Genomic DNA, 24,466 nt, shown 5'->3' with positions numbered 1-24,466 from the left:
CGACGTCCGTGCTGACGGACCCTTCCCGACAACTGCGACTGCTGATCGACAGCGTGCGCGACCATGCGCTGTACCTGCTTGATCCGGAAGGCGTGGTCTGCAGCTGGAACCCGGGTGCCGAACGCATCAAGGGCTATTCAGCCGATGAAGTGGTAGGAACGCACTTCAGCCGCTTCTACCTGGCCAACGACCGCGATGCCGGTGAACCACAGCGCCTGCTCCGCCTGGCGGCGCAGCATGGCCACGTTGCCAGTGAAGGCTGGCGGGTACGCCGCGATGGCTCCTCGTTCCGTGCCAGCGTGGTCATCGAGCCGGTCGTCGAGGCGGGCGAGCTGCTCGGCTTCGTCAAGATCACCCGCGACATCACCGAGCAGTGGCAGGCACAGCGGCTGCTGCGCGATGCCCAGCGTGCACTGCGCAACACCCAGCAGTTCGAGACCGTCGGCCGCCTCAGCCGCGGCCTGTCGCATGAGTTCAACAACCTGCTGACCACCATCGGCAACGCGCTGGACCTGTTGTCGCTGCGCGTAAGTGGTGACGATGCGCGCGCGGCCGAGCTGCTGGATGTTGCGCAGGCCGCCACCGACCGCGGCGCGCTGCTGACCCGCCAGCTGCTGGCGTTCAGCACCGGCCAGACCCTGATCCGCGAGCCCGTGGACATCAATACGCTGGTACGGCAATGGCTGCCGGACCTGCAGCGCGCCTGCCCACCAACGGTGGTGCTGGATGCCCAGCTGACGCCCGGCCTGCCCGCGGTGAACACCGATGCGATGCAGCTGCAGACCGCACTGGCCAATCTGGTGGCCAATGCCGCCGACGCCACCCTCGAGGGTGGGCGCATTCTGATCGGCACCGCACTGGAGCATCGCCTCGACCCGGATGCGGACTCCACGCTGCAACGTGGCTATGTCACGCTCAGCGTCTGCGATGAGGGCCACGGAATGGCGGCCGACATCGCCGAACGGGCCACCGAGCCCTTCTTCACCACCAAGGACATCGGCAAGGGCAGCGGCCTGGGCCTGAGCCAGGTGTTCGGATTCACTACCCAGAGCGGCGGCTTCGTCGACGTGTCCACCACGCCCGGTGTCGGCACCACGGTCAGCCTGCTGCTACCCGCAATGGAGGACCCTGCCCATGACCGATGACCCGATCCGCGTACTGATGGTGGAAGACCAGACCGATCTGCGTGAAATGATCGGCCTGGCCCTGCGCGACCTTGGCATCGACGTGGCCACGACCGCCGACGCGCATGAGGCCGCCGCCCTGCTGAAGGGGGAGGCACGTTTCGACGTGGTGTTCAGCGACGTCAGCATGCCCAACGGCATGTCCGGCATCGAGCTGAGCGAGCATGTGGCTCGCGAACAGCCGCAGGCACGGATGATCCTGTCATCCGGCTATGCCCGTTCGCAGCTGCCGCCGCTGCCCGAGCAGGTGGAGTTCCTGCCCAAGCCCTATCGCCTGCGCCAGCTGGTGCAGCTGCTCAGGCAGGAATGATCCGTCGCCGGGCATGGCCCGGCGTATCCGTTCCTGTAGATCCGGGCCCATGCCCGGCCGCGCTCCTCAATAACGCCCCACCAGGTTCAGGTACCACCCGCGATGGGTGTAGTCGAACCTGGTCAGGTCATCGCTGAAGTCGGTGAAGTTGTAGCCCACACCCACGCGGAAGTTGCGGCCGATATCGCGGTCGACACCGGCCAGCCAACCCTGCCTGCTGCCGCCATCGCGGACGTCCAGAACGCGGTACTCCAGCAGGCCGTGCCACTGGTAATACAGGTCATAGCGCAGCTGTCCCGCAGCGAAGTTGGTGGCCGAGTCGAACCAGGGGCCTGTGCCGCGTCCATAGCGCACTTCGCCTTCGCGCCGCGCCGCCTTGGCCGCCACCTCCCAGCGCTGGTCGATGCGGTACACGCCTTCCAGCGACAGGATCTGCGTGCGCTGATCGTAGTCCACGCCGTTCACCTGGCCCATCGTCGACAGGTCGTACAGGTAGCTGTAGCGACCGAACAACGCCCAGCGGTCGTTGTCCCACGGCCGGTAGGCGAAGCCCAGGTTGCCTTCGATGAAGCGCGCGCCTGCCACCGGATTGATCGCATCGTCGGTGTCGGCATAGTTGAAACGCGCCGCGATGCGCCAGCTGTCGTTGAGGCGGTGGCTGAGGCGATTGGTGCTGACCCACTGCGTGCGCCGCTCGGCACCGGTATCGCGACGCCATTCCAGCTTGCTCTGCCACTCGGTGCCCGGCGCGGTGCGGCCACCGGACAGGCTGACCGCCTTGCGATCCACCTGGCCACTGCTGGCATCAAGCTTGCCGTTGCTCAGCGTGAAGCCCGCGTTCCACCCCACTGCCGGATAGAAGTCCATGCCGAAGGTGTGTGCCAGGCCAGACTCCTGCCCGGATTTCAGGAACTGGCTTTCATTGAACACATTGACCTGATCTGACAGGCGCCAGCGCTGGCCCAGGGTCCAGCCATCCTGTGCGTTCGGGCTGAACAACGGGTCGTACTCGCTGCGGTCGGTGGACTGGGTGAAGGCACCGTAGAAGCTGTGCTGCGGGGTCAACCGGTACTCGGCGTTGACCTGCGCGGCGGTGCCACGGTCGCCGTCCGAGACTTCAGCACCGAGGGTGGAGAGATTGGCGAAGGTCCAGGTGCCACCGGCCACCACCGCGTCGTTGTCGGCATAGCGGCCATGGTCGTCGTCGACGGTCAGCTGGCCGCCACCGTACACGTCCAGCGACGTACCGATGCGGTGCGTGTAGCGCGCCGCAGCCAGCACGCCGGCCACGTTGCCGCCCGCACCGCGGTCTTCCTGCACGCGACGCAGTTCAGCCGACAGGCGGTCGTTCTCGCCGATCCGCCATTCGGCGGTGGCCTGCGACTGGATCAACGACTCATTGCCACGGCGGGCCTCGCTGTAGCGCGCATACAGGCTGAAGTCGTCGGTCACGTAGCCCAGCAGCTCGGCGCCCTGCTCGCGCACGCGCTGGCCGGTGTCGAAGCGGCCCACCGAATAGCCGCCGTCCACCTGGCGCCACCAGGCACCAGCGCTCCAGTCGCGCTGGGTCCAGCCCAGCTCACGCAGGTTGATGCGCGCTTCCACGGCGGTCGCCTCGCCTTCGCGCGGCCCCTCCGGGTTGAGGCGACTGAAGCTGAGGCCGCCGTTGTCGGAGAAGAACACCGGCGCACTGGTCGCCTCGCTGCGGCTGTGCTCGACCTTCAGGTAGGTGCCACGGCCGGCCTGCAGGGTCAGGTCCGCGCCCTTCAGCGAATAGTCCTGGCCGGAGCGCTGCTCGTCCACGTAGGTGGCGCCCACGGCAACGTGGTCGCCGAACCAGTGCTTGCCACGCACGCCAGCGGTGATGTCATCGCTGTCGAATCCGGTCGGGACCCATTCGTAGTCGACGATCAGGCGCTGCTCATAGCCGTCCAGCGGCACGTCGCGGCTGATCCGGCGCAGGTTCTCACGGCTGACCTGGGCCAGCGGCCGGGTCAGCAGGATGCGCCCCTGCAGGGCGTCGATCTCGTAGTCGGCACCACGCACCATCGGCACACGCTGCTCCACACGGCCGGTGGTGCGGTCACGGATTTCCAGCACCACCTGGTCCGAGCCACTGAGGATGCTGGCATGGCGCAGGTAGTACAGGCTGCCGCCGGTACCGATGAACTCGCTGTGGCCCGGCGCGGTCTCGGCCTGTGAGCCGAACAGGCGCAGCTCGCTGCGCGCATCGCCCCAGGCGTTGGCACCGCGCGAGCGCCACGATAGTGCCGCACCGTACAGCGAACGCACGTACTGCCCGTACTCGGTGCCGGTCAGGCCGGTGTTGTAGTTGCCCCACAGCGCCTGGTTCTTGTCCCAGTCCACGCGCAGGTAGAACCGGCCCATGCTGTCGACATCGCGCTGGGTCAGCGAGTCGTCGCCATAGGTCGGGTAGTACAGGTCCGGGTCCAGGCTGCGGAACAGGTCACGCGGATCGGCGTTGGTGAACCCCGTGAACAGCTCGTCCAGCGGACGGTTCTGGGTATCGGCCTGCGCGGTCAGCAGGTAGCGGCCACGGGTCTTGGCCTTCAGGTAGAAGGCCAGGCGGCCATCGCTGAGCACGTCATCATTGCGCTCGCCCCGCGCCAGATCCTGCCCTGCCCCACTGGCCTTGTTCTGGTACACGGTGATGTCGGCCAGGCCGACGCCGAACAGATACTGGCCGCTGACATCGACTTCCAGCGTGCGCGCGATGGCCGGCGCATCCGGTCGCTCCACGCGCACGTCGAACGCATGATGGCCGATCGGCATCAGGTACTCGGCGGCGAACTTGCGATCCTGGTCCAGCGGATAGCTGTCGCCATTGATCTTCAGCGACGCCCCCAGCGGCAGGTCGCGGCCACGCAGGCGCACCCGCGATCCGTACACCGGGATGTTCTGCTGGCGCAGGCCATTGCCATCGAACACCTGCTGCAGCAGTGACAACGACGCTGCCTGGTTGGCGTCCACCGAGGTACCGCGGCGGTCTTCCAGCGCGTCGCGCAACTGCTGGTTGCCGCGCTCGAATTCCGCCGGCGTCACCAGCTGCATCGATTGCGCGGTGGTTTCATCGACATTGCCCTCGGCATCGAAGGCGCGCAGCACGTAGACCAGGCGATCGCCCCGGCGCAGCGGCGCCGAGGCTGGCAACGTGCCATCCCACACGCCCTGGGCAACCGCGGCCACCGGCAGTTCGAACGTCGCCAGTGCTGCCACGCGATCCGTGTCGCTGCCGCGATAGACGCTGACTTCCAGGCGCTGGATGAAGGCAGTGTAGTTGCCACGCACGTAGAACTCGACCGGCCGCACGATGCGGCCTTCGTCGAAGGCGACCATGCCCGGTGCGGACACCGACAGTTCCGGCTGGCCCATCGCCGGATCTTCGGTGGCCCAGATCGCGCCGCCTTCCGGCAGGCGGATCATGAACTCACCGCGCACCGTGGCCTTGCCCGGCTCATCGATCGCCAGGCTGACCCGGCGGTCCGGTTGCAGGGCCTGCGAACTGGAACGCGTCGAGGTGCCCTCGGTCACCGGTTCGTCGTAGCTGCGCGAGCGCAGGCTGAACAACAGTTCGCCGTCGGCATTGCACTGGGTGCCGTCACAACGGATCGGCGCCGGCTCGGCGGCGGGCGGCGTGGCCTGGGCGGCGCCGGCCAGGCCGAGCAGCAGGGCCTGATACAGCGCAGCGCGCGGCAGGCGGGCCGCACGGCGGGCGGCAGAGTGATGCGCGCTCATCGGCGTGCCTCCTGTTGGCGGGCAGCCGCACGGGTGGCGGCGCTCTCCTCGTTGCGAACGCGCAGGCGCTGCTGCACGGCGGGGCTGAGCTGGCTGCGCAGCGCCTCGAACACGGCGTTGGCACGGCGCAGGCCCAGTGCCTGGTTGTAGGCATGACTGCCGCGCACATCGGTGTGGCCGACCAGGCTCACCTGGCCACCGCCCAGCTTTTCCAGGCGCGCGGCGATGGCGGCCAGCAGCGGCTTGAACTCGTCACGTACGGTGGCCTTGTCGGTGTCGAACAGCACGTTGCCCAGCAGCGCGCCACCGGCATCCACACCGGCCAGCAGCGAGTGGGGATCGCGCGCATCGGTGCGCAGCTGCACGGTCAGGCCGGCGCGTGCGCTCTCTGCCACTTCGGCCTGCAGTGCATCGCGTACCGCTGCGGCGCGGGCAAAGGCCAGTGCCTGGCTCTCGCCATTGGCAGCGATCACGACGTCGCCACCCTGGTAACGGTCCACCACCTCGGCCATCTTCTTCAGCACCGGGCGATAGCTGGACTGCAGCTCGCTGCTGCCCGGCGCGAACAGCACCTCACCCAACGCGATCTCCATGCGCTCAGCGGCAGCCTGCGGCGACGGCGGCAGCCGCACGCCGAAGCTGAAGCGGGTCGGTACGCCCTGCGTCACCCGCCGCAGCAGCGGATTCTCGGTGGTCAGTTCGGCACCGGCCGGCAGCGTGGCCGGGTCCAGCTTGATGATGAAGTTGCGGCCCAGGCGCGCGTCACCACCGTGCACGTCAGCCAAGTGGTAGCGCCCGAACGGATCGGTCTCCACCAGCAGGCCTTCCACCGTGGCCAGGCGCACGCCGGGGATGCCCTGCTCCTGGATGCCTTCGTTGCCGATCACGTAGGCCACTTCGTAGCCCTCGGCGACACGGGCGATCTCGCGGCGCACGCTCGGCTCGGCCGCAGTCAAGCCCTTGCCGGCCTCACCGCTGCGTTCCACGCGCGTGGCGCCCTGCGCGTCCATCCGCAGGCGGTGGCCCTGCGCGCTTTCCAGCACGAAGTCATCGCTGAAGGACAGTTCGCGCAGGCGCTGGCGCAGCACCACCTGATGCGCCTCGGCGGTGTCGGACGTGGACGCGCGGCCATGCACCACGCCAATTTGAACACCGTGCAGCAGCGGTGCACTGGCATCGGCCAGCGGTTGCGGGCCATCGCCGCGATCCAGCGTGGTCGAGCCCGGGACATAGGCCGAAGCAGCGAAGCCACCCTGCACGCGAACGCCGCTCAGCTCCGCACTGTCCTGCCAGCCGTCGCCGTCACGATCATCAAACACCGTGCCGAATACCAGGCTGTCTTCCAGCAGCGGATCGGCGTCCATCGCCACCTCGGCGGTGGCGATGTTCGACAGCGGCGTGCCATCGTCGGCGGTGGCAACGGCCCGGTTGACGTGGTTGCCCGCGCGCACGCCGGCGCCCACCCGCAACAGGTAGGTGATGGTCGCGCTGCGACCCACCGCGATGTCCACCGCACCGATGCGCAACGGCGGCTGGCTGCTGGCCAGCGCGAACGCACCGTCATCGTCAGCCACGCGCATCGAACCGTCGACATAGCTGAAGCCCGGCGGCGGCGTATCGACCACCACGCCGTCGCGCCAATGGCTGCCGCCCACGTTCTCGACCACCAGCTGGTAGCGCACCAGGTCGCCCACCTTCACCCGGCGCGGGCTGGCGGTCTTGGTGATGCGCAGGGCGAAATCGGACACCACCTTGTGGCGCGTCTCGCAGGTCGTGCAGTCCGGCGGCGGCGAGCCGTCCGGATACTGGCCTCGCAGACGGTTCAGCACTTCGGTGCGGGCCTCCTGGTTGACCACGGCCTCGTAGACGAATTCGTGGCGACCGATAGCGGTACCCGTCGGCACCGTGCAGACGATGTCCGGCGCCTGCTGGACGCATCCGGCCGGCAGGCCCTCGATGCTCAAGCCGGCATCGGGCGTATCCACCAGCTGCAGCGGACGACGCAGCGCAGCGCGCTCGACCGTGGCCACCAGCGTGTAGCGCAGGCGGTCGCCCGGTCGCACTTCGGTGCCACTGGCAGGTCCGGACTGCTTCTCCAGCACCACGCGCGGTTCGGCCAAAGCGTGCTCGGTGCTGCAGTCGCCGCTGCAGGTGGGCGTGTCACCGCCGGTGCCGAGTACGGCATTGCGCACGCTGCCACTGGCCTGGGCATTGACCAGCGCGCGGTAGCCCAGCGTATAGGTGCCCGGCGCCGTGCCGGCCGGCAGCGTGCAGACCAGGGGATTGCTGGCGCTGCAGGAGAACGGCCCGGGCTGGGTGACCGACTGCAGGTCCAGGCCCGTGCCCAGGGTATCGGTCAGGGTCAGCGTATCGAGGGTCTGCGAGTTGGCGACCGTCACTTCCACGCTGTAGTCCACCGCATCGCCCACGGCAACCGGAGCAACGGTGCTCGACTGCTTGCGGTAGGTCACCACCGCCGACAGCACGGGCGTGGTGGTGCCACAGTTGCTGGTGCACGTGTTGATGCCGGTACCACTGCCGAGCACTGCGTTGCTGACGCTGCCCTTGGCCTGCGCGTTCACCCGCGCGGTGTAGTCCACCGTGTAGGTGCCCGGCACCGTACCAGCCGGCAGCGTGCACACCAACGGATTGGCGGCATTGCAGCTGAAGCCCTGGCTGGCGGTCACCGCACCGAAGTCCAGGCCGGGGCCCATCGTGTCGGTCAGGGTGAACACTGCCGTGGTGCGCGAGTTGCTGACCACCGCGGTCAGTGTGTAGGCGATGTTGTCACCCACCTTCACCGAGCCCGCCGCGGCCGAGGTCTTGCGATAGTCGATCGCACTGCCGGTCACCGGCGTGCTGGTACCGCAGTTGGCGGTACACGATGGGTTGTCGCCACCGCTGCCGAGCACGGCATTGGTGACCTGGGCGGTGGCCTGCGCGTTCACCACCGCCGTGTAGGTCAGGCTGTAGCTGCCCGGCGTGGTTCCCACCGGCAAGGTGCACACCAGCGGATTGGCGGCATTGCAGGTGTAGGCGCCCGCGCTGGTCACCGCGCCGAAGTCGAGGCCGGTGCCCAGCGTATCGGTCAGGGTCACCACATCGGTGGTGCGCGAGTTGGTCACTACCGTGGTCAGGGTGTAGGTCAGGCGATCGCCCACTGAAACCGGACCGGTGCTGTTCACCGACTTGGCGTAGCTCACGCCCGGTGTCGCCACCGGGGTGGTGGTGTCACAGTTCACGCTGCACGACGGGTTGTCGGTGCCGCTACCAAGCACGGCATTGCGCACGCTGCCGCTGGCCTGCGCGTTGACGGTGGCGCCATAGGTGAGGCTGTAGGTGCCGGGCACGGTGCCGGCCGGCAGCGTGCACACCAGCGGATTGGCGGCGTTGCAGGTGAAGATGCCTGCGCTGCTGACGCCAGCGAAATCGAGGCCGTTGCCCAGCGTATCGGTCAGGGTGACCACGGCACTGGTGCGCGCGCGCGTCACGGTTGCAGTCAGGGTGTAGTCGATGCGGTCACCCACCCGTACCGGGCCGCCGGTGGAGGCCTGCTTGGCATAGACCACCTGCGCGGCAGCCATCGGTGTGGTGGTATCACACGCACCCACGCAGGAAGGATTGTCGGTACCGCTGGGTACGACGGCGTTGCGCACCTGGCCGCTGGCCTGCGCGTTGACCACGCCGGTGTAGGAGAACGCATAGCTGCCCGGCACGGTGCCAGCCGGCAGCGTGCAGACCAGCGGATTGCCTGGCGTGCAACTGAAGCTGCCTGCGCTGGTGACGCTGCCGAAGTCCAGGCCGGTACCCAGCGTGTCGGTCAGCGTGGTCACCGCCGTGGTGCGCGCGTCGGCCACCAGCACCGTCACGGTGTAGGCAACACTGTCGCCGATGGCAACCGGACCGGCGGTGCCGCTGGCCTTGGATACCGAGATGCGCGGCGCCGCCACCGGCGTGGTGGTGGTGCAGTTGCTGCTGCAGGTGGGCGTGTCAGTACCCGTTCCGACCACGGTGTTGACCACCTGGCCACTGGCCTGCGCATTGACCGTGGCCGTGTAGCTCAGGCTGTAGGTGCCCGGCACCGTGCCTGCCGGCAGCGTGCACACCAGCGGGTTGGCCGCGTTGCAGGTAAATGCACCGGGGCTGCTGACGCTGGCGAAATCCAGGCCGGTGCCCAGGGTGTCGGTCAGGGTCAGCACATCGCGGGTGTTGCCGTCGGCCACGGTGACATCCACCGTGTAGCTCACGGTCGCGCCTACCGCGACCGGGCCGGTGGTGTTCGAACGCTTGGCGTAGCCCACCCGCGTCACCGGCACGGTCACATCGCTGCGCGTGCAGTGGTCAACGTCGGTGCAACTGCTGCCGGGTGCCGGCGGATTGCCGTTGTTGAAGGGATCGTAGCCGCCGCCCACGCTGGCATGGTTGGTCAGCACGCCGCTCGCAGCCGCGGTGACCGTCACCGGCAGCGTGAACGCCGAGCTGGAGCCGGGACTGCCGGCTGCGGCCAGCACCTGGCTGCTGGTGCAGGTGACGTCCTGGCCACTGGCCGTACAACTCCAGCTGCCGCTCACATGGGCACCCGTCCAGTTCGGCACGATCCCGGCCGGCAGCTGGTCGCGCACGATGATCGCGCCCGCCGGCACATTCGGTGGATTGCCGGTGGGGACATCGCTGGTATTGCTCACCGTCAGCGTGTACTGGGTGCCGGCCTGCCCGTAGTTCCAGATGCCACCGGTGGCGTTGTTGCCCTTGACCACTTTCAACGACGGGGCGGTGATGGTGATGCGGTGGTCTTCCACCTCGCCGTCATCGGCCACGCCGGTCGGGCTCTGTATCTGTGTGGCGTTGGTGGCATAGCGCAGGCGCACGTAACTGGTACCCGCGCTGACCGACGTCGGCACGGTCCAACCCAGGTTGGCCTGGCCACCACTGCACAGCGCCGTGGTGCTGCGTTCGTTGGCATCGAACTGGCCGTTGCGGTTGAAGTCGATCCAGCCGGCGACGCTGCCATTGCCCACGCAGGCCACCGCCTGGGTGATCAGCGTGCCGGCCTGCATCACCGTCAACCGATAGCTGGTCGGCCACGCGTCTTCCTCACGGCTACCCGCCTGCGGGAAGTTGTCATCACCCAGTGCGTCCGCACTGTAGCTGCTCTTCTGTTCGGTATCCGGGCCCAGGCTGCCGAGGAAATCGGTCAACGGTGGTGCCAGGCCACCCGGCGTGTAACCGGCGGTGTTGATGTTGAAGTTGCTGGCGCCCTGCGGAATGCCATCGGAACGGAACTGCAGATCGTCCACCACATGCATCGCATCGCCGTAGCTCTGCGGTGCGTCACCAAAGTCGGCATACGGCACCAGCAGGCCGATGGCGATGGCGGTGGTGCCGCCGCCGCGCATCGAGAAGCCCATGTTCACCGCCAGGTTGCCCGGCGCGTGTGCAGCATTGTCGAAATTGAGGAAGGTAACGGCCGCCGTGTTGTCGTCGTTGCCGGGGCCGAAGCGGATCACCTGGTTGACGCCGCTGGTCGACTTGTTCACCAGATAGGGCGTGGCATTGGCCAGGTTCTTGCGAACCTCCACCACGTTCCAGGTGCCCTGCGCGCTGGCTTCGACGAACTCGCCGCTGTTGTTGATCGATTCGGCGTCGGCCATCACCACGCCGCGCAGGCGGTAGGGCGCGCCCCCCAGGGTCGACGTACAGGTGATGTTGAAACTGGAGGTGCCGCCCGCACGTGCGATGCCGGCAATCAGCTGGTTGCTGGTGCCAGTGCCGCCGATGTTGTACAGATCGTCAAGGCTGTCACCGCCGAAGTTGCCTGGCCGATAGCTGCGCAGCACGCCGGTCTCGGCCGTGTTCAAGCGGCAATCGACGCGCAGGTTGATGCCCGCGGCAATCGGCATGTCGATGGACGACAGCGCCCCATCATTGAGCACGACGTTGTCGACACCGTTGGCACCGCCCCCCCAGGTCAACCACAACACCGTATTGCGATACGGGCTGCTGCCACCGGTGGCGTAGGCGGCTGCCCAGGCCAGCGATGGCGCCACCATCGACAGCAGCAGGATCAGCACAAGCGCGATCCAGCGGCCGGGCCGCACGCATCGGGTGTTTTTCTTGGGATGAACGCATCCACCGCCCGCGCGAATGCGCGACGTCGTCGACTGCCACATGGTGATTTCCCCGGGCGGCCCGCAGAGGCCGCTGTTCAGTAGGTCGCCTGGGACGAACTCATCAGCCACGCAACGCGCGCGAAGCACGTTCTGCCGGCTCGATGGCCACTACAACCGTCCCTGGACCTCGTTGGTCAGGTATGAAGTTCAGTGACTACGATACCGCACCGCAACAAAAGTGTGATGAACGTCTCATTTAGTTTTGCCGATTCCGGCGTTATTCGACGACCACAGTTGTAGCAATCCGGAAGTGCGGCACCGTGCACGATTCCGGCAGCGCGAACGCCCTTTCCGGCAAGACGTCACGCGAATTCGGCGCAGGTTTCCGCATGACTCGCGTCGGCACGAAATGCGCCATGGGCGCCACGATCAGCCCTTCATCGCCCCATGCCGGAACGAGGCCAACAGCGTGGATGCGGCCATTGCCGGAGCCAGGCGGCCGCGCGCAAGCGACCAGGTGATGCCGTAGAAGCAGGTCCAGTAGAAGTCGGCCAGCCACACCGCGGTGAACTCCACGTTGAACTCACCCACTCGCTGGCCGCGCAGGAAAAACGCCTCGAAACGTTCACCGATCGGGGCCCAGCGCTCCGGCAGCAGATGCAGGTCACCCTGGCGCTGCTGCTCTTCCATCATCCGCGCGAACACCAGCGTCACCAACTCCCAGTCGGCCAGCAGCGCCGCCGTGACCTGCTCCAGCACCTGCTGCGCATCCACGTTGCCATCGAACGAGCTTGCCGCTGCTTCCAGGCGTTCGAATCCCGCCGCGAACAAGGCCTCGTCAATCGCCTCCCGCGTTGGCGCGAACCGGTACAGGGTCGCGCGACTGATGCCTGCCCCGCGCGCCAGTTCGCTGAGCGTGCAGCGAGGATGGCTGACCAGGGTGGCAGCAAGGGCGTGGTGCAGGTCGCGGCGTGTGCGGGCAGCGGCAGGTCGCATGGAGGGGCCTGGATGCGGGGTCCGGCCACGCTAGCATGAATCATCAATTAATAAACTGAATCACATTTGATTCACTCGAATCACGAATGCGCTACAACAGGCCTGCGTCCGGTGCACCCGGGTCGGTGCACGGCAGGGAACGCGTCACAGGCATCGAAGGAGACAACGCCATGCTGCATCCGCTACGCGACATCGCCGTGCTGTTCGACGCCAGCGATACCGGGGACCGCGTACTGAACATTGCCGCGCATCTGGCGCAGGCGCAGCAGGCGCATCTGGTCGCGGTATCGACCGCCCAGCATCCCACCGACATCGCCAACGGTTTCGCGCGTGGTGCGGGCATCGCCGCCGCACTCGACCATGAAGCCCGCGCTGACGCCGCCTGCACCGCGCAGTTGATGCAGAACCTGCGCGACGCCGCCGAACCGCTGCAGATCAGCACCGAACTGCGCATCGTCTCGGACTATCTGGGTGGCGCCGATCTGGCCCTGCAGTCGCTGTACTGCGACCTGATCGTCGCCGGCTATCCGCATACGCCCGGCGCTCCCTCCGGCTGGCATCCGCTGGGCACACTGCGCCAGACCGGGGTGCCGATGCTGCTGGTGCCGCCGCACTGGAAGGGCGAGCAGGTCGGCCGGCGTATCGTGGTGGCCTGGAATGCCAGCAAACAGGCCCGCCGTGCCGTGGCAGATGCCCTGCCTCTGCTGGCCCGGGCGCAGGCCGTGCACCTGCTGATGGTCGACACGCCCAAGGCTGAGGCTGCACCCGGCGCCGAAATGGCCCAGCATCTGGCGCGGCACGGTGTCGAGGTCGAAATCCAGGCAATCAGCTCCAGCCAGGGCGGCGTTGCCGCCACTATCCGCCAGCATGTACTCGATGCCGAAGCCGATCTGCTGGTGCTTGGGCCCTACAGCCGCAGCCGCGTGGTCGAACGCGTGCTCGGCGGCGTCACCGAGGATCTGCTGGCCGAAGTTCCGGCGCCGCTGTTCGTATCGCACTAGTGCCGCCCTGCCCGGCGCGGCGGTAGCCGGTCAGTGACTGTCCGGTATGCCGCCGGAAATAGCGGCACAGGTAGGACGCATCCTCGAAGCACAGGCGTTCGGCGATGCGTCCGATCGGCAGTTCGCTGTAGCTCAGCAGTGCCTTGATCTCCAGCACCACCTGGCGGTCGATCAACGCCTTCGGCGTTTCATCGAAGCATTCCCGGGTCAACTGCGAGAGATAGAACGGGGTGATGCACAGCGCCTCGGCATAGGACTGCACGTCGCGCTGGCGCATGCTGCGCTGGCCGACCAGCTCCCAGAAGTTCCAGGCCAGGCGCTCGCGCCGGCCGACCTGCGGCGCGGCCTCGTAGTGTGCCGGGAGCAGCGTGGAAAACTTCAGGAAAAAGGTCTGCAGCAGGTTGCGCAGCATCACGTGCCGGTGGCGGCCACCGTTGTGCTGGACATCCATCAACTGCTGAAGCCAACCCTGCAGCAGCGGCACCTCCAGCGGTGACGGCACGCAATGGGGATGCTCGTCCAGGAACTTGAACAATGCATCGGGCAGCACATAGGCCACCTCCGACGCCAGCGCTTTCGGCATCAGGCAGACCACCGCCAGGAAACCGCGCGAGCGCTGCCGCAGCAGCGCCAGCGTATCCTCGGCCAGCACCAGCACGTCGTGCCGCTGCACCGCCGCCTCGCGGAAGTTCAGTGCAAAACGCGCACGCCCGGACACGCACACCAGCACCGCCAGGTACGCGTGCCCGAACGACAGTGGAACACCCAAGCCTTCAGCCAGCGTGCTGACCTCCAGGCGCATGGATTCTTCCTGTTCCAGAAGCTGGGGAATGCGATCCACGGGCTGATCCGGCTGGATTCCGGGGCCCAGCATATCGGGCCCGTTGCCAGACTTGTGAAAAGTACCGAAATGTTCAAGATACCGCCCCCACCCGCAGTAGCCGACGCTGGGGCTGGATCAGCCCCCGCTGCGCTGCATGAACAGCAGCTCCGGCGTTGAAGCGTCTTCCACCGGCTGGAAGCCGAGATCGCTGTAGAGGGCCACCGCCGCGACGTTGTCACGATAGACACGCAGGGTCAGGCGCTGCACCGCCGGCGACCGCAGGGCCTCGGCACCCAACAACTGCATCAGCACCCGCCCCAGGCCGCGCCCACGCGCCTGCGGCGAAACAATGATGCGGCCCAGGTGGGCGGTGCCAGGCGCGGTCAACCAGTACTGGCCGAACCCCATGCACGCATCCTCCCCGTCCAGCAGCACCCAACCCGGGCGCTTGGCCAGTTCAAGTGTCTGTGCGAACGCTTCAGGCGGCAGAGGAAACGCGACGCCTGGGCCAGCCCAGCGTTGCGTCGCTGCAACCGAATCGAGCCAGCCAGCGATACACGGGTAATGCGGAGGTTGAACCGGTTGCAACTGAGCGGGCATGAGGATGCCAGTGTGGTCTGGTCTGCTGATTGTGAGCGACCCGGCCGGCGCCGTCACGCTGCGCGGCAGCCCTTGAGTTTTGTCCTAGGACAATAAACAATGCCATGCGTCCATGCACCTGCCTGCGCCCGGCAGCCCTCCCTTCACCTCTCCAGGCCCCCTCATGTTCACAGGTCTCAGCGCGTTTCCGCTCACGCCCTTCAACAACGAAGACCTCGACACCCGCGCGTTCGCCGGCCTGGTCGAGCGCCTCGCGGCGTCGGGAGTGGACTCGATGGGCATCCTTGGCTCCACCGGCAGCTATGCCTACCTGGAAAAGGCCGAACGCAAGCGGGTGCTGCGCCAGGCCCTGGCCAACGCCGGTGGCGTTCCAGTAATCGCCGGGATTGGCGCACTGCGTACCCGCGACGTGGTGGAACTGGCCAAGGATGCCGAGGATGCGGGCGCCGCCGGTCTGTTGCTGGCACCTGTGTCCTACCATCCGTTGAAGGAACACGAGGTCTACGCGTTGTTCGAATCGGTGTGCAATGCAGTGCGTACCCCGATCTGTGTCTACGACAACCCCGTTGCCACCCACTTCCGGTTCAGCGATGAACTGCATGGGCGAATCGCTGCCCTGCCGAACATCGCCTCGATCAAGATGCCTCGCCTCTCCGATGACCCTGCGGAAGCGGTAGCTCGGGTTTCCACGTTGCGCGCCCTCATCCCGAAGCACGTCACGCTGGGCATCAGCGGCGATGCGGCCGCAGTGCGTGGGCTGGCCGCCGGCTGCGATGGCTGGTATTCGGTGATCGGCGGGCTGTTCCCCGAGGTGGCGCTGCGGATCACGCGCGTGGCCCTCGGCGGCGAGATCGCCACGGCGAAGGCCTTGTCGGCGAGGCTGGCGCCACTGTGGGCGCTGTATGACCGGTTCGGTGGGATACGTGTAATGGCGTGCGCTGCGGCATTGATGGGGCTGAGTGGGCACGGCAACCTGCCGCGGCCGCTGCTTGGCCTGGAGGGTGATGACCGGGCGGTTGTAGCGAACGTGCTTGAGCAGCTTGGGCTGCGCTAGCCGGGCCAGCCCGCGTTGCAGCAGCCCTGCATGCCTCTCACCACAGGGCGGCAGGCCTACAACGCCGCAGTCACCAAATTGCAGACCGATCAGAATGCCATTGCACCATCACCACCACAGCCGCAGCTTCAGCCCTGCAGGTAGGTAGGGCCGTCCCACCCATCAAGGTACTTCGGCAACTCATCGCGAACCTCAACTACGCGCTGCCGGTAGTAGAGATGCATTGTGGGCGCCATGGCAACGTCCAGCCATCCATCGCTTGCTCGGGCGAGCATGGCGTTGGGAACAACACACATGCCCAGACGATTCGTGCCGAATACAACCTCGCCGCACGTAGCACAGAAGGTCTTCTTCAGCTGCTTCTGGGGATGGCTGAAGCTTCTCGCATCGAAGGAGGCCATCTGAACCGACGAAGCCTCCCAAGCCGTCGCCGAGAACATGGTGACACCGTAGAAGTCCCTGCACGATGAACAGTGGCAGTTGGCGCGTGCGACCGGCGCTCCAGCCAGCTCAATGGCGACGTTCCCGCACAGGCACGCTACTCGTATTGACATGATGACCCGGAAGAGAGGGGACTGGCGCGGATTCTACTGGCCTTTCTGAAATACATGCCGGCTGCCCCAACAGAAAACCCAGTCGGCCTCACCCACAGACGCAACGTATCGTCCATCGCCTTCGGGGTCTTCGGGCGCTTCTTCCCGATGCCCTTTCCCTTCAGGGCCATCAAGGTATCGGGCAGGTCGTACCGCACGACGATGGCGCCGACCTCCTTCACCTGGGCGATGGCGACGGCGGCGAACTGGGTGGGGTGCAGAAAAGAAAGGCCCGCTGGAGAGCGGGCCCCTCTTCATTCATTTTCCAGTTGTTGACGACTGGATGGGCTTCGGAGTGGTTAGATCGTAGGCAAAGCATGCAGCCTGCATTTCGGTAAGCGCCTTCCGTCGATCGTGCGACGTCTCTCTGCGATCCGTGATCACCGGGAGCTTCAGACGAATCACGTCAGCGACGGCTCTACGATCAGCAATTGCTGCGGATCCGCCAAACCCAGAGTCCTCCAGCGCCTTTCCCGCCATCCCAGAGGCGCCCCCCAATGCACTTAGTCCGGCTATCGCACCGGCGTGCTTGGCAGCGTTCGCCGCCGTGAGTGCAGGTGCGATGACCGTGCCCGCGACCAGCCCGATCCCGTACACCCAGAGGGACGCCTTTCGCTGATCAACGGATTTGTTCTCCATCCCGAGGATGAGCTTCTTGCATTCCGCCAGTACCGCTGGCAACGCCTCCTCAACGTCTGAGGCGTCATCGACCTCCCCTTCAGGCTCATGCCATCCGTCGCGGGGATGCCTCCTCGGAGGCTTGACCCCGTTGGGATCAGGCGCCTGGGTCTGCCCCCCAACGGGGGGCGGCGGAGGTGGAGGTGGTGCTACGTCGGCCCGGGAAGGATGGCCAACGAAAGAGACGTTGTAAGGCGCAGTAGAACCACCCGTGGTTGAACAGCCAACGCAAAGCACAGCCGCAACCAGAACAGCGATCATCGCTTTCATGTTGCCCCCTGTCGGCGGCGTCTTGCCACCGCTGGGGCCTTTACTACCACAGGATTCCGACTTTCACGGGCGCGACAATCCGACTCTGCCTGCTTTTTACCGGGCCCAGCTTGGCGGCCAGCAGTTGCATGGCCTGCGGTCGCGCGTGAATCCAGCCTCCACCTGGGCCAGGTACTCAGCCCGGACGCACGCCGCCACCAATGGTGCTGGTCGAAACGGGGTACACCGCGTTCGTCGGAGATGGCGTTGCATGACCTGCAGCGCTTGGCTACTGCTCGCGGGTCAGGCGAAGGCTCCCGTCGGACGGGAGCAGGATTCGATAGACCTGCCTTTCGCCCGCGTTGATGGTCAGGTTCTGGGAAGTTGAAATGTTCGGACAGGCGCCACCGCCTGTGTCGAGCTTCACGAAGTAGGAGCCTGGGGATACATACAGGGTGGCGGCCTCAGACTGGCGAATGTCCATCACCTTCTCATTGTTGAGAGAGGCGTGGAATTCATGGAATCTCTGCAGTTTTTTTTGCGCTTGTGCTGCCCATGGCGCACGATGGGCACTCATTCAGAACGGACCATTGGGCATGAACGCCGACGATTTCACCGACTTCGCCGCTTACACCATCCGCCTTGCTCACATCAGTGCAATCAGCGACGTTGTTGATTGCGGACCGCAAGCTGGCAGCAGTCGCTATCAGGTCAACATCATTGTCGCCGGCGTCACGTTGTCGGAGGCCTATCCTTCTGAGAAATCCGCCCTGCAAGCTCGTTCTGAGATCTTTGACGCCCTGGAGAACTGCTAAAGCCCTCTGCAACGAAAAAGCCCCGGCTGGGCCGGGGCTTGCGTCTGGATGGTGGTCAATTTGCCCGCCAATCTGCGGACCCTGCAAGTCCTCACTAAGCGGCGCGATTCAGCGCCCTCGAAAACTGCTCCGCAGCAACATGCTCCGCACTACGCATGCGTTCAAGCATCCACTCGTATACCGGGCGCCAGAACCGTCGATACGCCGCATCGTAAGCGCCGATCGCCACCCCGCGCTTGCGCCCGCTGAGCTGCTCCAACCCCATGCCGCCGCATACCTCGCATTCAACGACACCACTCCCCGTCGGCGCGGCCTGAACCCGCGTGCCCTCGCAGGACTTGCAGCAGCCGCAGCTGGCCATTTCCGCAATCACTGCGCCGGCCAGTACCCCAAGCTGCTCCATGGTGTTGTTCGGCCAGGCTGCAGAGCGCGCCTCATCCAGCGCGTTCTCGGTCCTCTGTAGTTCGCGCCGCTGCGCCTCCGTCACCTGGCTGCCACCCCACCCCATGCATGCCTTGGCGATGCCGAACTCTGTTCGTGCGGTAGCCAAGCCATGCATCTGCCGGATGAACTCCGGGGCAACCAGCCCGATTACCGCTTTGCGCAGATGCTCGCGGCGCCGAGAAGCGCTCTCTGGCCACCACAGCGCCTCCATCAGCTCCCGGCCAAGACCGTCCTGCACGTACGCCATGGCAGCGGCAATGTCCTGCGTCGTCAGCTCGGGGCGTCCGCCGCCGCCGCATGCGTCGAACCTCTGCGTGGCCGGCCCCATGCGACTTGCCAGCAGTTCGCGTGCCTTGCTCATTTCCATGCGCCTTCCCCTTGGTGGCTTGCTCGTGCAGCGCGCGATCGCGCCCGCTTCTCGATGCCGTCCATCAGCGCCTCCCTTTGATTTCAGGAATCGGCTCAAACTGCTCGTAGGTGCCCTTGAACCGGCCCAGGTGATTGCTGACCACCTCCATTCCGATCCCATCCATACAAGGCACATCGAGAACGGAAACACGCGCGATCTCGCCACAGAACGGGAACACGTCGGGATCCTCCTTCACGACGACCAACTGGCCCACGTGGAACACGGTGTTCATGCACGCCGCCCCCAGCTTGCCGTCAGGTACTGCACCCGCCCGCCGCGCGCCTTGAATTCCTCCACCGTTTCAGCCGGACCAGCGGCGACCGGCCTGGCCTTCACCCGCTTGGGTCGGGACCTGGAGTGGTACAAGGCCGAGCATCCCACCACGCACGGCAAGGCCAAGAGCGAGGTTCGGCTGTTCATTGCCCGCTTCGGTCATCGCCCCATCGATACGCTGCGCCCGATGGAAATGGAGTCCTAAAAGACGGACCGCCTGACCAAGGACAAGGTTTCACCGGAGACCGTGGGGAAGGAAGTGCGCAGGCTGCAGGCCGCGTTCCGACGTGGGTTGCAGTGGAAGGAACTGGACTTCAACCCGCTGGAGGAAACCAGGGCTCCGCGAGGCGTGCGTAGCGTGGCGGTGCGGTTCTACGACCGGGCCGCGATGCGCAAGCTGTACCGGGCAAACCCTGCCCGGGCACCCCTGTGGCTGTTCATGGCCCACACGGGTCTGCGCCGCGGTGAGGTGGTTGGAATGGGCAAGGATGCGGTGACCGGGTGCATGCTCAGGGTCGAAAGCGATCCAGACGAAGATGGCCAGGGACGCACGAAGTCGGGCAAGTGGCGCGAGGTGCCGCTGAACCGGTATGCGCGCTGGGCGCTTCGCCACCTACCCGATCCACTGGTGGCCGTGCACAGGGACACGCTGTCCGACTGGTTCGCCTCGGATGCCAAACGTGCGGGAATCGGTGGCAGCCTCCACCGGCTGCGGCACACCTTCTGCGCCCACATGGTCATGGCCGGAGTGCCATTGCGACGGGCGCAGATTCTGGCCGGGCACGCTGATTACGCCACGACCGAGAAGTTCTACGCCCACCTAACGCCTGAGGGCGACGACGGAGCCGTAGCAAAGCTCAAGTACTGATCTGCGCCGCTGGGACCACCGGGACCAAATCCTGAGGATATGCGGAAAACAGTGGGAAATGCGCACCACTGAGACCGCCTAAGTTATTGATTCTGGTGACCCCGGCCCGATTCGAACGGGCGACCTTCCCCTTAGGAGGGGGATTGCATGGCCTTATGATTCAATTGCTTACGCGTATACTGTGACCGAACTGTGCCAACTCACTCTGCGGGCCTGATCTTCCCCGCCTCCTTCGCCGCCAGGATAGCTGCGACTTCCTGCCGCAGCCTGTCCTGATGCCGGATCACCCATTGCTCCATCCCGGCCCTGCCCGTCCACTGGTTCTCGCAGGGGCGGACGATGTGCTGCCGGTAGTCCAGATGGAAGTCTAGGAACGCCTGCCACCTCAGATCGTCCACCCTCTGCTGGATCCTGGCCACGCACACGAAGTCAAAGCAGATCATGTCCGGGATCTGTGCGTAAGTCGAAGCCTTCTGCCACTTGAAGTCGGACGGTAGTTCCATGCCGGGGAGGATACGCCTCCCCGTCTCAGGGGTTGCGATCAGGGCGTCACGGGAATCTCTGCGCCGCTGGCAGCGCCATCGTTCAGGGCTGGAGGCACCGGCCATGTGATGTTCGGGAACCCTGGAAGGCTCGGAATATCGCGCAGCGCCTGGCGGTACACCTGATGTGCCAGCTTCTCGGCTGCAGTCAGCGGGGCATCGGCCATCTGCGTCCAGTCCGTATCTCTGAGCCTCTGGCTGCGTTCAACCAGTACCTCATTGGCTTTGATCTTGGCCAGGATGGAGGATGGGATCTGCTGGACGAGGGATTCTCCTGGGTTCAATGGCGCACCTGCGCTCACGGCCCGGAAGCTGGAGTCCGTCACTGCATAGAATTCAGCGCTCATAAGCGAACCCATAGGCGTCAATGTAGGCGCCAGACTGAGCGGCGCTCATCAGATAGCGAAGCTGTTGGGACGAATCAGTTGGCAGGAAGGCCACCACTGCCTGGCCGCCAAAGCTTACTCCCAGGAAATAGTCATTGGTCGTGATGGCAGCATCACCAGGCCCGACAATCAGGTTTGCCGATGTGGATAGGTTAAGAACGCGCCCATAGACTGACTTTGACGTCACAGGGATTGCGGTTGCACATGCCACTGTTGTCGCAGTAGTCGCGGATCCGTTGGACAGGACGCGGAACAACGTACCCGGCAACCGATACATCACTTCGCCTTTCTGCCAATTGTGGTCGAAGTCATACACTTGGCTGCTTGCATTGGTTCGAAAGCTACCGATGTACCGACGCGAGGTGTCGCCGGTCTTCGCACGTGCGGTCCCCGCATATGGTGCCGCTGGGGCCGTAGTCACCGCTTCAACGCCAACCGTTGCTCCCGCCACGGTCAAGTACAGGTGATACCACGTGCTTGCCGCCAGGGTGGGTGTAAGCGTAATGGCTGCCGTGAGCTCGGCAATGCGCTTGGGCCCAGGGACATAGGCAGCCCCAGTGGTAATCTGGATCTGGGTAGCCGATACGTAAACCATCTTGAGGCCGTCGATATAGCCCTTTGGCTGCACGAGCGGGGCTCGAGCGTCGCCACCGGCTCCAGTGCGGAGCATCACCCGGTCATCGTCGGTCGCATTGGTATCGGTGTAGCTGGGGTCGGCATACTTGATGTTGGTCATGGCGTTCCTAGCGGTCGAATTCGTACCCCACGAGGGTGATCGACACCGAGCCCGTGAGGATGCCCAAGATCGGGCCGATGAGAGGGAGGGTCGCGCTAAGCAGGACCGTGAATTGACGGTTTGCGTCCAGCGTCACATCACAGGCCGGAGATGACCCAGGAAGCGCGACCCACTGGAAATTGGTGGCCGATGGAGCGCCCACGTCCGAGCGCGCCACGTAGAGGCTGAAATTGGTTGGGTTCAGGATCTGGATGATTGCCCGGGTTGCCGTCACCGGGATCACCGACGACAAGTCGATGGTCTGCGGCGTCGTTGCCACAAGGCCCGAAAGCAGCATCACCGGTACGGAACCAGCAGCGCTGGCGGCATCGAGCATGACGCGGTTGCCCATCTCTCCAGGGCGCGTATGCCGACCGGGGCGCAGAACGCCGCTGGCATTGGTGCGGCCTGAGATCAGGTAGCGCCGGGTCGGGTCGCCTGTCTTGCACCGCGCACTGCCAAGGTATGGCGTGTCTGGTGCAGTGGTGCTGGCCTCCAGCGCCATCACGCCGCCTCCAGCGTCGTAGCCGTAGAGGTGATAGAACGTGTTCGGCGTCGGGCTGGACAAGGTTACCGTAGCCGTTCCGTCGCTCAGGATGCGCCCCGTCCCCGGGACATAGCACATGCCCGGCGTGACGCTGACCGTCAGGCCATTGAGCGCCACAGAGGCCTGCAGGCCACGAATGATAGAAATTGACGGGTCGAGGGCCATTAGTTCGCGATGCTCCGGTCAGAGAAGCGGCGCCATTTCGTCCCGCTGGCTACCGTTGCGTCGTACCAGCAAGGCTCGCGGCCGCCGGTCAGGTCGGTGATTGCGACCATCTGGAAGTCGCCCGGAGATGCCAATGCGTTGGCCTGAGCCAGCATCATGGACTGCAGAGCGCCGCTGCTCACGTTGTTGATGACGGTCGTGGTTGACGGCCAGCCGGGCGGCACGATGGGGCTGTTGCCCATCAGGAAATTGCCAGCCTGGTCGGTCAACTGGTTACCAGCCTGATCGGTGAGCAGTGGATACTCGATCAGCCAGAACCGAGAATCCGCAGAGTTGGTTCGCTCCCATGCGCCGTTGAGCCCAACGTAGGGGCTGTCATCCGTAGGCGGTGGCCCAAAGCCTGACGCTGGCGCTGAGACGATGGGGTTGCGTGGGTCGGCGTTGTTCACCGTGATCCCGACGCCGGGGACGATGGACTGAACCGCGCTGTCCGCCTTTCCCAGGGAGGCCAGCACTTCCGGCGCCAGCGACAACGTCGGCAATCCAGCTGCCGCATTGCCGTTGGCCACGTTGATCTGCTGGGCGGTGCCGGTGATCGTGGCGTCCTTGCTGCCGGTCTTCCGGCCCTTGGCGTCGAATGTAGTCGCCAGCAGCGTCCCAGTGCCCGAATCGTCCACATTCGCCAGCCCGAGGGTAATCACACCCTGCGGGCTGACCGTCTTCACCAGGTCGCCAGCCACCACCGTGATGGTTTCAGCCACCGGGTGCCAGCCCTTGATGCCATCCGGGCCGGTTCCGTAGTAGGCGGTGCTGCCCGGTGTCGGGTTGTCGCCCAGCAGGGACAGGATCACCACGCCGTTGCTGGGGACGCCCTGCACGATTACGGACTGAGGACCAAGGATCTGGAACGAGGCCAGCTGGCCGTCTTCCAGCTCGGCTACCCGGGCTGCCAATGCCTCATATAGCTGGCGCAGATCGTCGTTGCTCTGCGCACTGGCCATGCGCAGGAAGTAGTCGGCCCATGCCCTGGTGACGTAGCCTCGCTGGTCGACTACCGGCTCCGAAAAGCGCGGCTGCTCCGCAGGAGTCGGCATCCTTAGGTCACCTTGCCGAACGCGAACCAGCAGAAGTCGATGGGTGCCACCACGATGGTTTCGCTGTTGATCGTGCCTGCGTTGCCGTGCATCTGGACCTCAATGGAGTTGAGGCTGGACGGCCGGGCCATGATGACGCCAGCACCACCCCACGACGGGGTGTAGAACGGGAAGGTGCCGACTGTGGCGACCACGAACGGGGTCTGCGTATAGGCCACAGGGATCGTCACAGTGGTCGAGGTGGCAGGCGTGCCGGTCGCCGGGCACTGGGACTTGCCGCACTGGAGCATGTAGTCCCCGATTCGCAGGAACCCAGCCCCCGAGGAGGCATTGGAGGCCGGGATAGCCTGCTGGGCAATCCAGATCAGGTTGGCGCCGTCCGTGCTGAGGATCTTGTTGGCCGAGCCAGTCGGGTCCGGAACTTGGCGCACGTCGTCCCACAGGTACGCCGAACCGTCATTGGTCAGGAACTTGCCAGACTCCATCGGGGGGAACTGGGCTTGGCCGGTAGAGCCGTCGCTGACATTCCGGGTCCAGATCATGGCGCCGAGGCTGTCCGTCAACCGGACCGAATAGCTGCCCTTGATCCAGATGTTGTTGTTGGCTCGGCCCGCGCTGTCGAGGGGGACAGGATTCGGGTTCGGGATCGTCAGGGCTTCATCTGACCACGTCAGCTTCGGCGTTGTGGTCCCTGACTCAGAGAAGTACAGGAACCCTCCGGCCACCGGCTTCCCAGTGTTGTCCAGGAAGATGGGGGCGGGGTTGTAGAACGGGCTGGTCATGGGCTCTCCCAA

22 protein-coding genes are annotated in these 24,466 nt (G+C 65.6%); 7 read left to right on the top strand and 15 right to left on the bottom strand.

All coding sequences use genetic code 11. The annotated features are described in order from the left end of the window. Positions 1 to 8 precede the first annotated feature (8 nt). Both QP552_RS09405 and QP552_RS09400 read left to right on the top strand, forming a co-directional pair. Entirely contained in the window at positions 9 to 1,145 is a 1,137-nt protein-coding gene (locus tag QP552_RS09405; RefSeq protein WP_286075721.1) for a PAS domain-containing sensor histidine kinase, read from the top strand. Further along, complete coding sequence (locus QP552_RS09400) at positions 1,135 to 1,494, top strand: response regulator (RefSeq protein ID WP_106549663.1); 360 nt, start codon at positions 1,135 to 1,137, stop codon at positions 1,492 to 1,494. The genes QP552_RS09405 and QP552_RS09400 overlap by 11 nt, the downstream gene beginning before the upstream one ends. Before the next feature lie 66 nt (positions 1,495 to 1,560). On the opposite strand, the gene QP552_RS09395 is transcribed toward QP552_RS09400, so the two are convergent. The 3 genes from QP552_RS09395 to QP552_RS09385 form a co-directional block, all read right to left on the bottom strand. Then, positions 1,561 to 5,250, bottom strand: a complete 3,690-nt coding sequence (locus tag QP552_RS09395) for a hypothetical protein (RefSeq protein ID WP_286075719.1) — start codon at positions 5,248 to 5,250, stop codon at positions 1,561 to 1,563. After that, complete coding sequence (locus tag QP552_RS09390; RefSeq protein ID WP_286075718.1) at positions 5,247 to 11,321, bottom strand: CshA/CshB family fibrillar adhesin-related protein; 6,075 nt, start codon at positions 11,319 to 11,321, stop codon at positions 5,247 to 5,249. Before QP552_RS09390 ends, QP552_RS09395 begins: the two co-directional genes overlap by 4 nt. Before the next feature lie 468 nt (positions 11,322 to 11,789). Beyond that, complete coding sequence (locus QP552_RS09385) at positions 11,790 to 12,356, bottom strand: transcriptional regulator (protein ID WP_106549661.1); 567 nt, start codon at positions 12,354 to 12,356, stop codon at positions 11,790 to 11,792. Between the two features lie 170 nt (positions 12,357 to 12,526). Here QP552_RS09385 and QP552_RS09380 point away from each other — a divergent pair, with 170 nt between their 5' ends. Next, positions 12,527 to 13,357, top strand: coding sequence for a universal stress protein (locus QP552_RS09380; protein WP_197632263.1), 831 nt, complete (start codon positions 12,527 to 12,529; stop codon positions 13,355 to 13,357). Here the strand turns inward: QP552_RS09380 and QP552_RS09375 are convergent. Together QP552_RS09375 and QP552_RS09370 are read right to left on the bottom strand one after the other, a co-directional pair. Beyond that, complete coding sequence (locus tag QP552_RS09375; protein WP_286075717.1) at positions 13,305 to 14,198, bottom strand: helix-turn-helix domain-containing protein; 894 nt, start codon at positions 14,196 to 14,198, stop codon at positions 13,305 to 13,307. The two genes, QP552_RS09380 and QP552_RS09375, sit on opposite strands and share 53 nt — an antisense overlap. Positions 14,199 to 14,315: 117 nt before the next feature. After that, a complete protein-coding gene (locus QP552_RS09370; protein ID WP_286075716.1) occupies positions 14,316 to 14,780 on the bottom strand; it encodes a GNAT family N-acetyltransferase in 465 nt (154 codons plus the stop codon). A 163-nt stretch (positions 14,781 to 14,943) separates the two neighbouring features. Here QP552_RS09370 and QP552_RS09365 point away from each other — a divergent pair, with 163 nt between their 5' ends. Next, the gene (locus QP552_RS09365; RefSeq protein ID WP_286075715.1) at positions 14,944 to 15,834 is read left to right on the top strand and encodes a dihydrodipicolinate synthase family protein; all 891 of its coding nucleotides are present in this window, start codon (positions 14,944 to 14,946) and stop codon (positions 15,832 to 15,834) included. Positions 15,835 to 15,962: 128 nt separating this feature from the next. Here the strand turns inward: QP552_RS09365 and QP552_RS09360 are convergent, their stop codons facing one another. Both QP552_RS09360 and QP552_RS09355 read right to left on the bottom strand, forming a co-directional pair. Further along, positions 15,963 to 16,274: a GFA family protein gene (locus QP552_RS09360; protein ID WP_286075713.1), complete on the bottom strand. Its 312-nt coding sequence runs from the start codon at positions 16,272 to 16,274 to the stop codon at positions 15,963 to 15,965. A gap of 1,369 nt (positions 16,275 to 17,643) precedes the next feature. Further along, positions 17,644 to 17,931, bottom strand: coding sequence for a hypothetical protein (locus QP552_RS09355; protein WP_286075712.1), 288 nt, complete (start codon positions 17,929 to 17,931; stop codon positions 17,644 to 17,646). Between the two features lie 19 nt (positions 17,932 to 17,950). On the opposite strand from QP552_RS09355, the gene QP552_RS09350 reads away from it, so the two are divergent. Beyond that, positions 17,951 to 18,169 carry a hypothetical protein gene (locus QP552_RS09350; RefSeq protein WP_286075711.1) on the top strand — a complete coding sequence of 73 codons (219 nt, stop codon included), beginning with the start codon at positions 17,951 to 17,953 and terminating at the stop codon, positions 18,167 to 18,169. 94 nt (positions 18,170 to 18,263) lie between these two features. On the opposite strand, the gene QP552_RS09345 is transcribed toward QP552_RS09350, so the two are convergent. Further along, positions 18,264 to 18,974, bottom strand: a complete 711-nt coding sequence (locus QP552_RS09345; protein WP_286075709.1) for a hypothetical protein — start codon at positions 18,972 to 18,974, stop codon at positions 18,264 to 18,266. Positions 18,975 to 19,044: 70 nt separating this feature from the next. After that, positions 19,045 to 19,254, bottom strand: coding sequence for a hypothetical protein (locus QP552_RS09340; RefSeq protein ID WP_286075708.1), 210 nt, complete (start codon positions 19,252 to 19,254; stop codon positions 19,045 to 19,047). A 51-nt stretch (positions 19,255 to 19,305) separates the two neighbouring features. Here QP552_RS09340 and QP552_RS09335 point away from each other — a divergent pair, with 51 nt between their 5' ends. Together QP552_RS09335 and QP552_RS09330 are read left to right on the top strand one after the other, a co-directional pair. Next, positions 19,306 to 19,500, top strand: a complete 195-nt coding sequence (locus QP552_RS09335) for a hypothetical protein (protein ID WP_258179505.1) — start codon at positions 19,306 to 19,308, stop codon at positions 19,498 to 19,500. 42 nt (positions 19,501 to 19,542) lie between these two features. Continuing rightward, on the top strand, positions 19,543 to 20,163 hold the full coding sequence (locus QP552_RS09330) for a tyrosine-type recombinase/integrase (protein WP_258394107.1): 621 nt from the start codon (positions 19,543 to 19,545) through the stop codon (positions 20,161 to 20,163). Positions 20,164 to 20,363: 200 nt separating this feature from the next. On the opposite strand, the gene QP552_RS09325 is transcribed toward QP552_RS09330, so the two are convergent. The 6 genes from QP552_RS09325 to QP552_RS09300 are packed head-to-tail and all read right to left on the bottom strand — an operon-like array spanning position 20,364 to position 24,454. Continuing rightward, positions 20,364 to 20,666, bottom strand: a complete 303-nt coding sequence (locus QP552_RS09325; RefSeq protein WP_286075707.1) for a hypothetical protein — start codon at positions 20,664 to 20,666, stop codon at positions 20,364 to 20,366. Positions 20,667 to 20,704: 38 nt separating this feature from the next. Then, the gene (locus tag QP552_RS09320) at positions 20,705 to 21,052 is read right to left on the bottom strand and encodes a tail fiber assembly protein (protein ID WP_286075706.1); all 348 of its coding nucleotides are present in this window, start codon (positions 21,050 to 21,052) and stop codon (positions 20,705 to 20,707) included. Beyond that, complete coding sequence (locus QP552_RS09315) at positions 21,042 to 21,827, bottom strand: hypothetical protein (RefSeq protein WP_286075705.1); 786 nt, start codon at positions 21,825 to 21,827, stop codon at positions 21,042 to 21,044. Before QP552_RS09315 ends, QP552_RS09320 begins: the two co-directional genes overlap by 11 nt. Positions 21,828 to 21,834: 7 nt before the next feature. Continuing rightward, positions 21,835 to 22,578 (bottom strand): hypothetical protein, encoded by a 744-nt coding sequence (locus tag QP552_RS09310; RefSeq protein WP_286075704.1) that lies wholly within the window; start codon positions 22,576 to 22,578, stop codon positions 21,835 to 21,837. Beyond that, a complete protein-coding gene (locus QP552_RS09305) occupies positions 22,578 to 23,672 on the bottom strand; it encodes a hypothetical protein (protein ID WP_286075703.1) in 1,095 nt (364 codons plus the stop codon). Before QP552_RS09305 ends, QP552_RS09310 begins: the two co-directional genes overlap by 1 nt. A 2-nt stretch (positions 23,673 to 23,674) precedes the next feature. Further along, complete coding sequence (locus tag QP552_RS09300; protein WP_286075702.1) at positions 23,675 to 24,454, bottom strand: hypothetical protein; 780 nt, start codon at positions 24,452 to 24,454, stop codon at positions 23,675 to 23,677. Positions 24,455 to 24,466: the final 12 nt, after the last annotated feature.

The sequence above is a fragment of the Stenotrophomonas sp. 59 genome, from assembly GCF_030291095.1.
GTDB classification, from domain to species: Bacteria; Pseudomonadota; Gammaproteobacteria; order Xanthomonadales; family Xanthomonadaceae; genus Stenotrophomonas; species Stenotrophomonas maltophilia_Q.
Note: the sequence above shows the minus strand (reverse complement) of the source record. Positions and strands in the feature narration are given on the sequence as shown.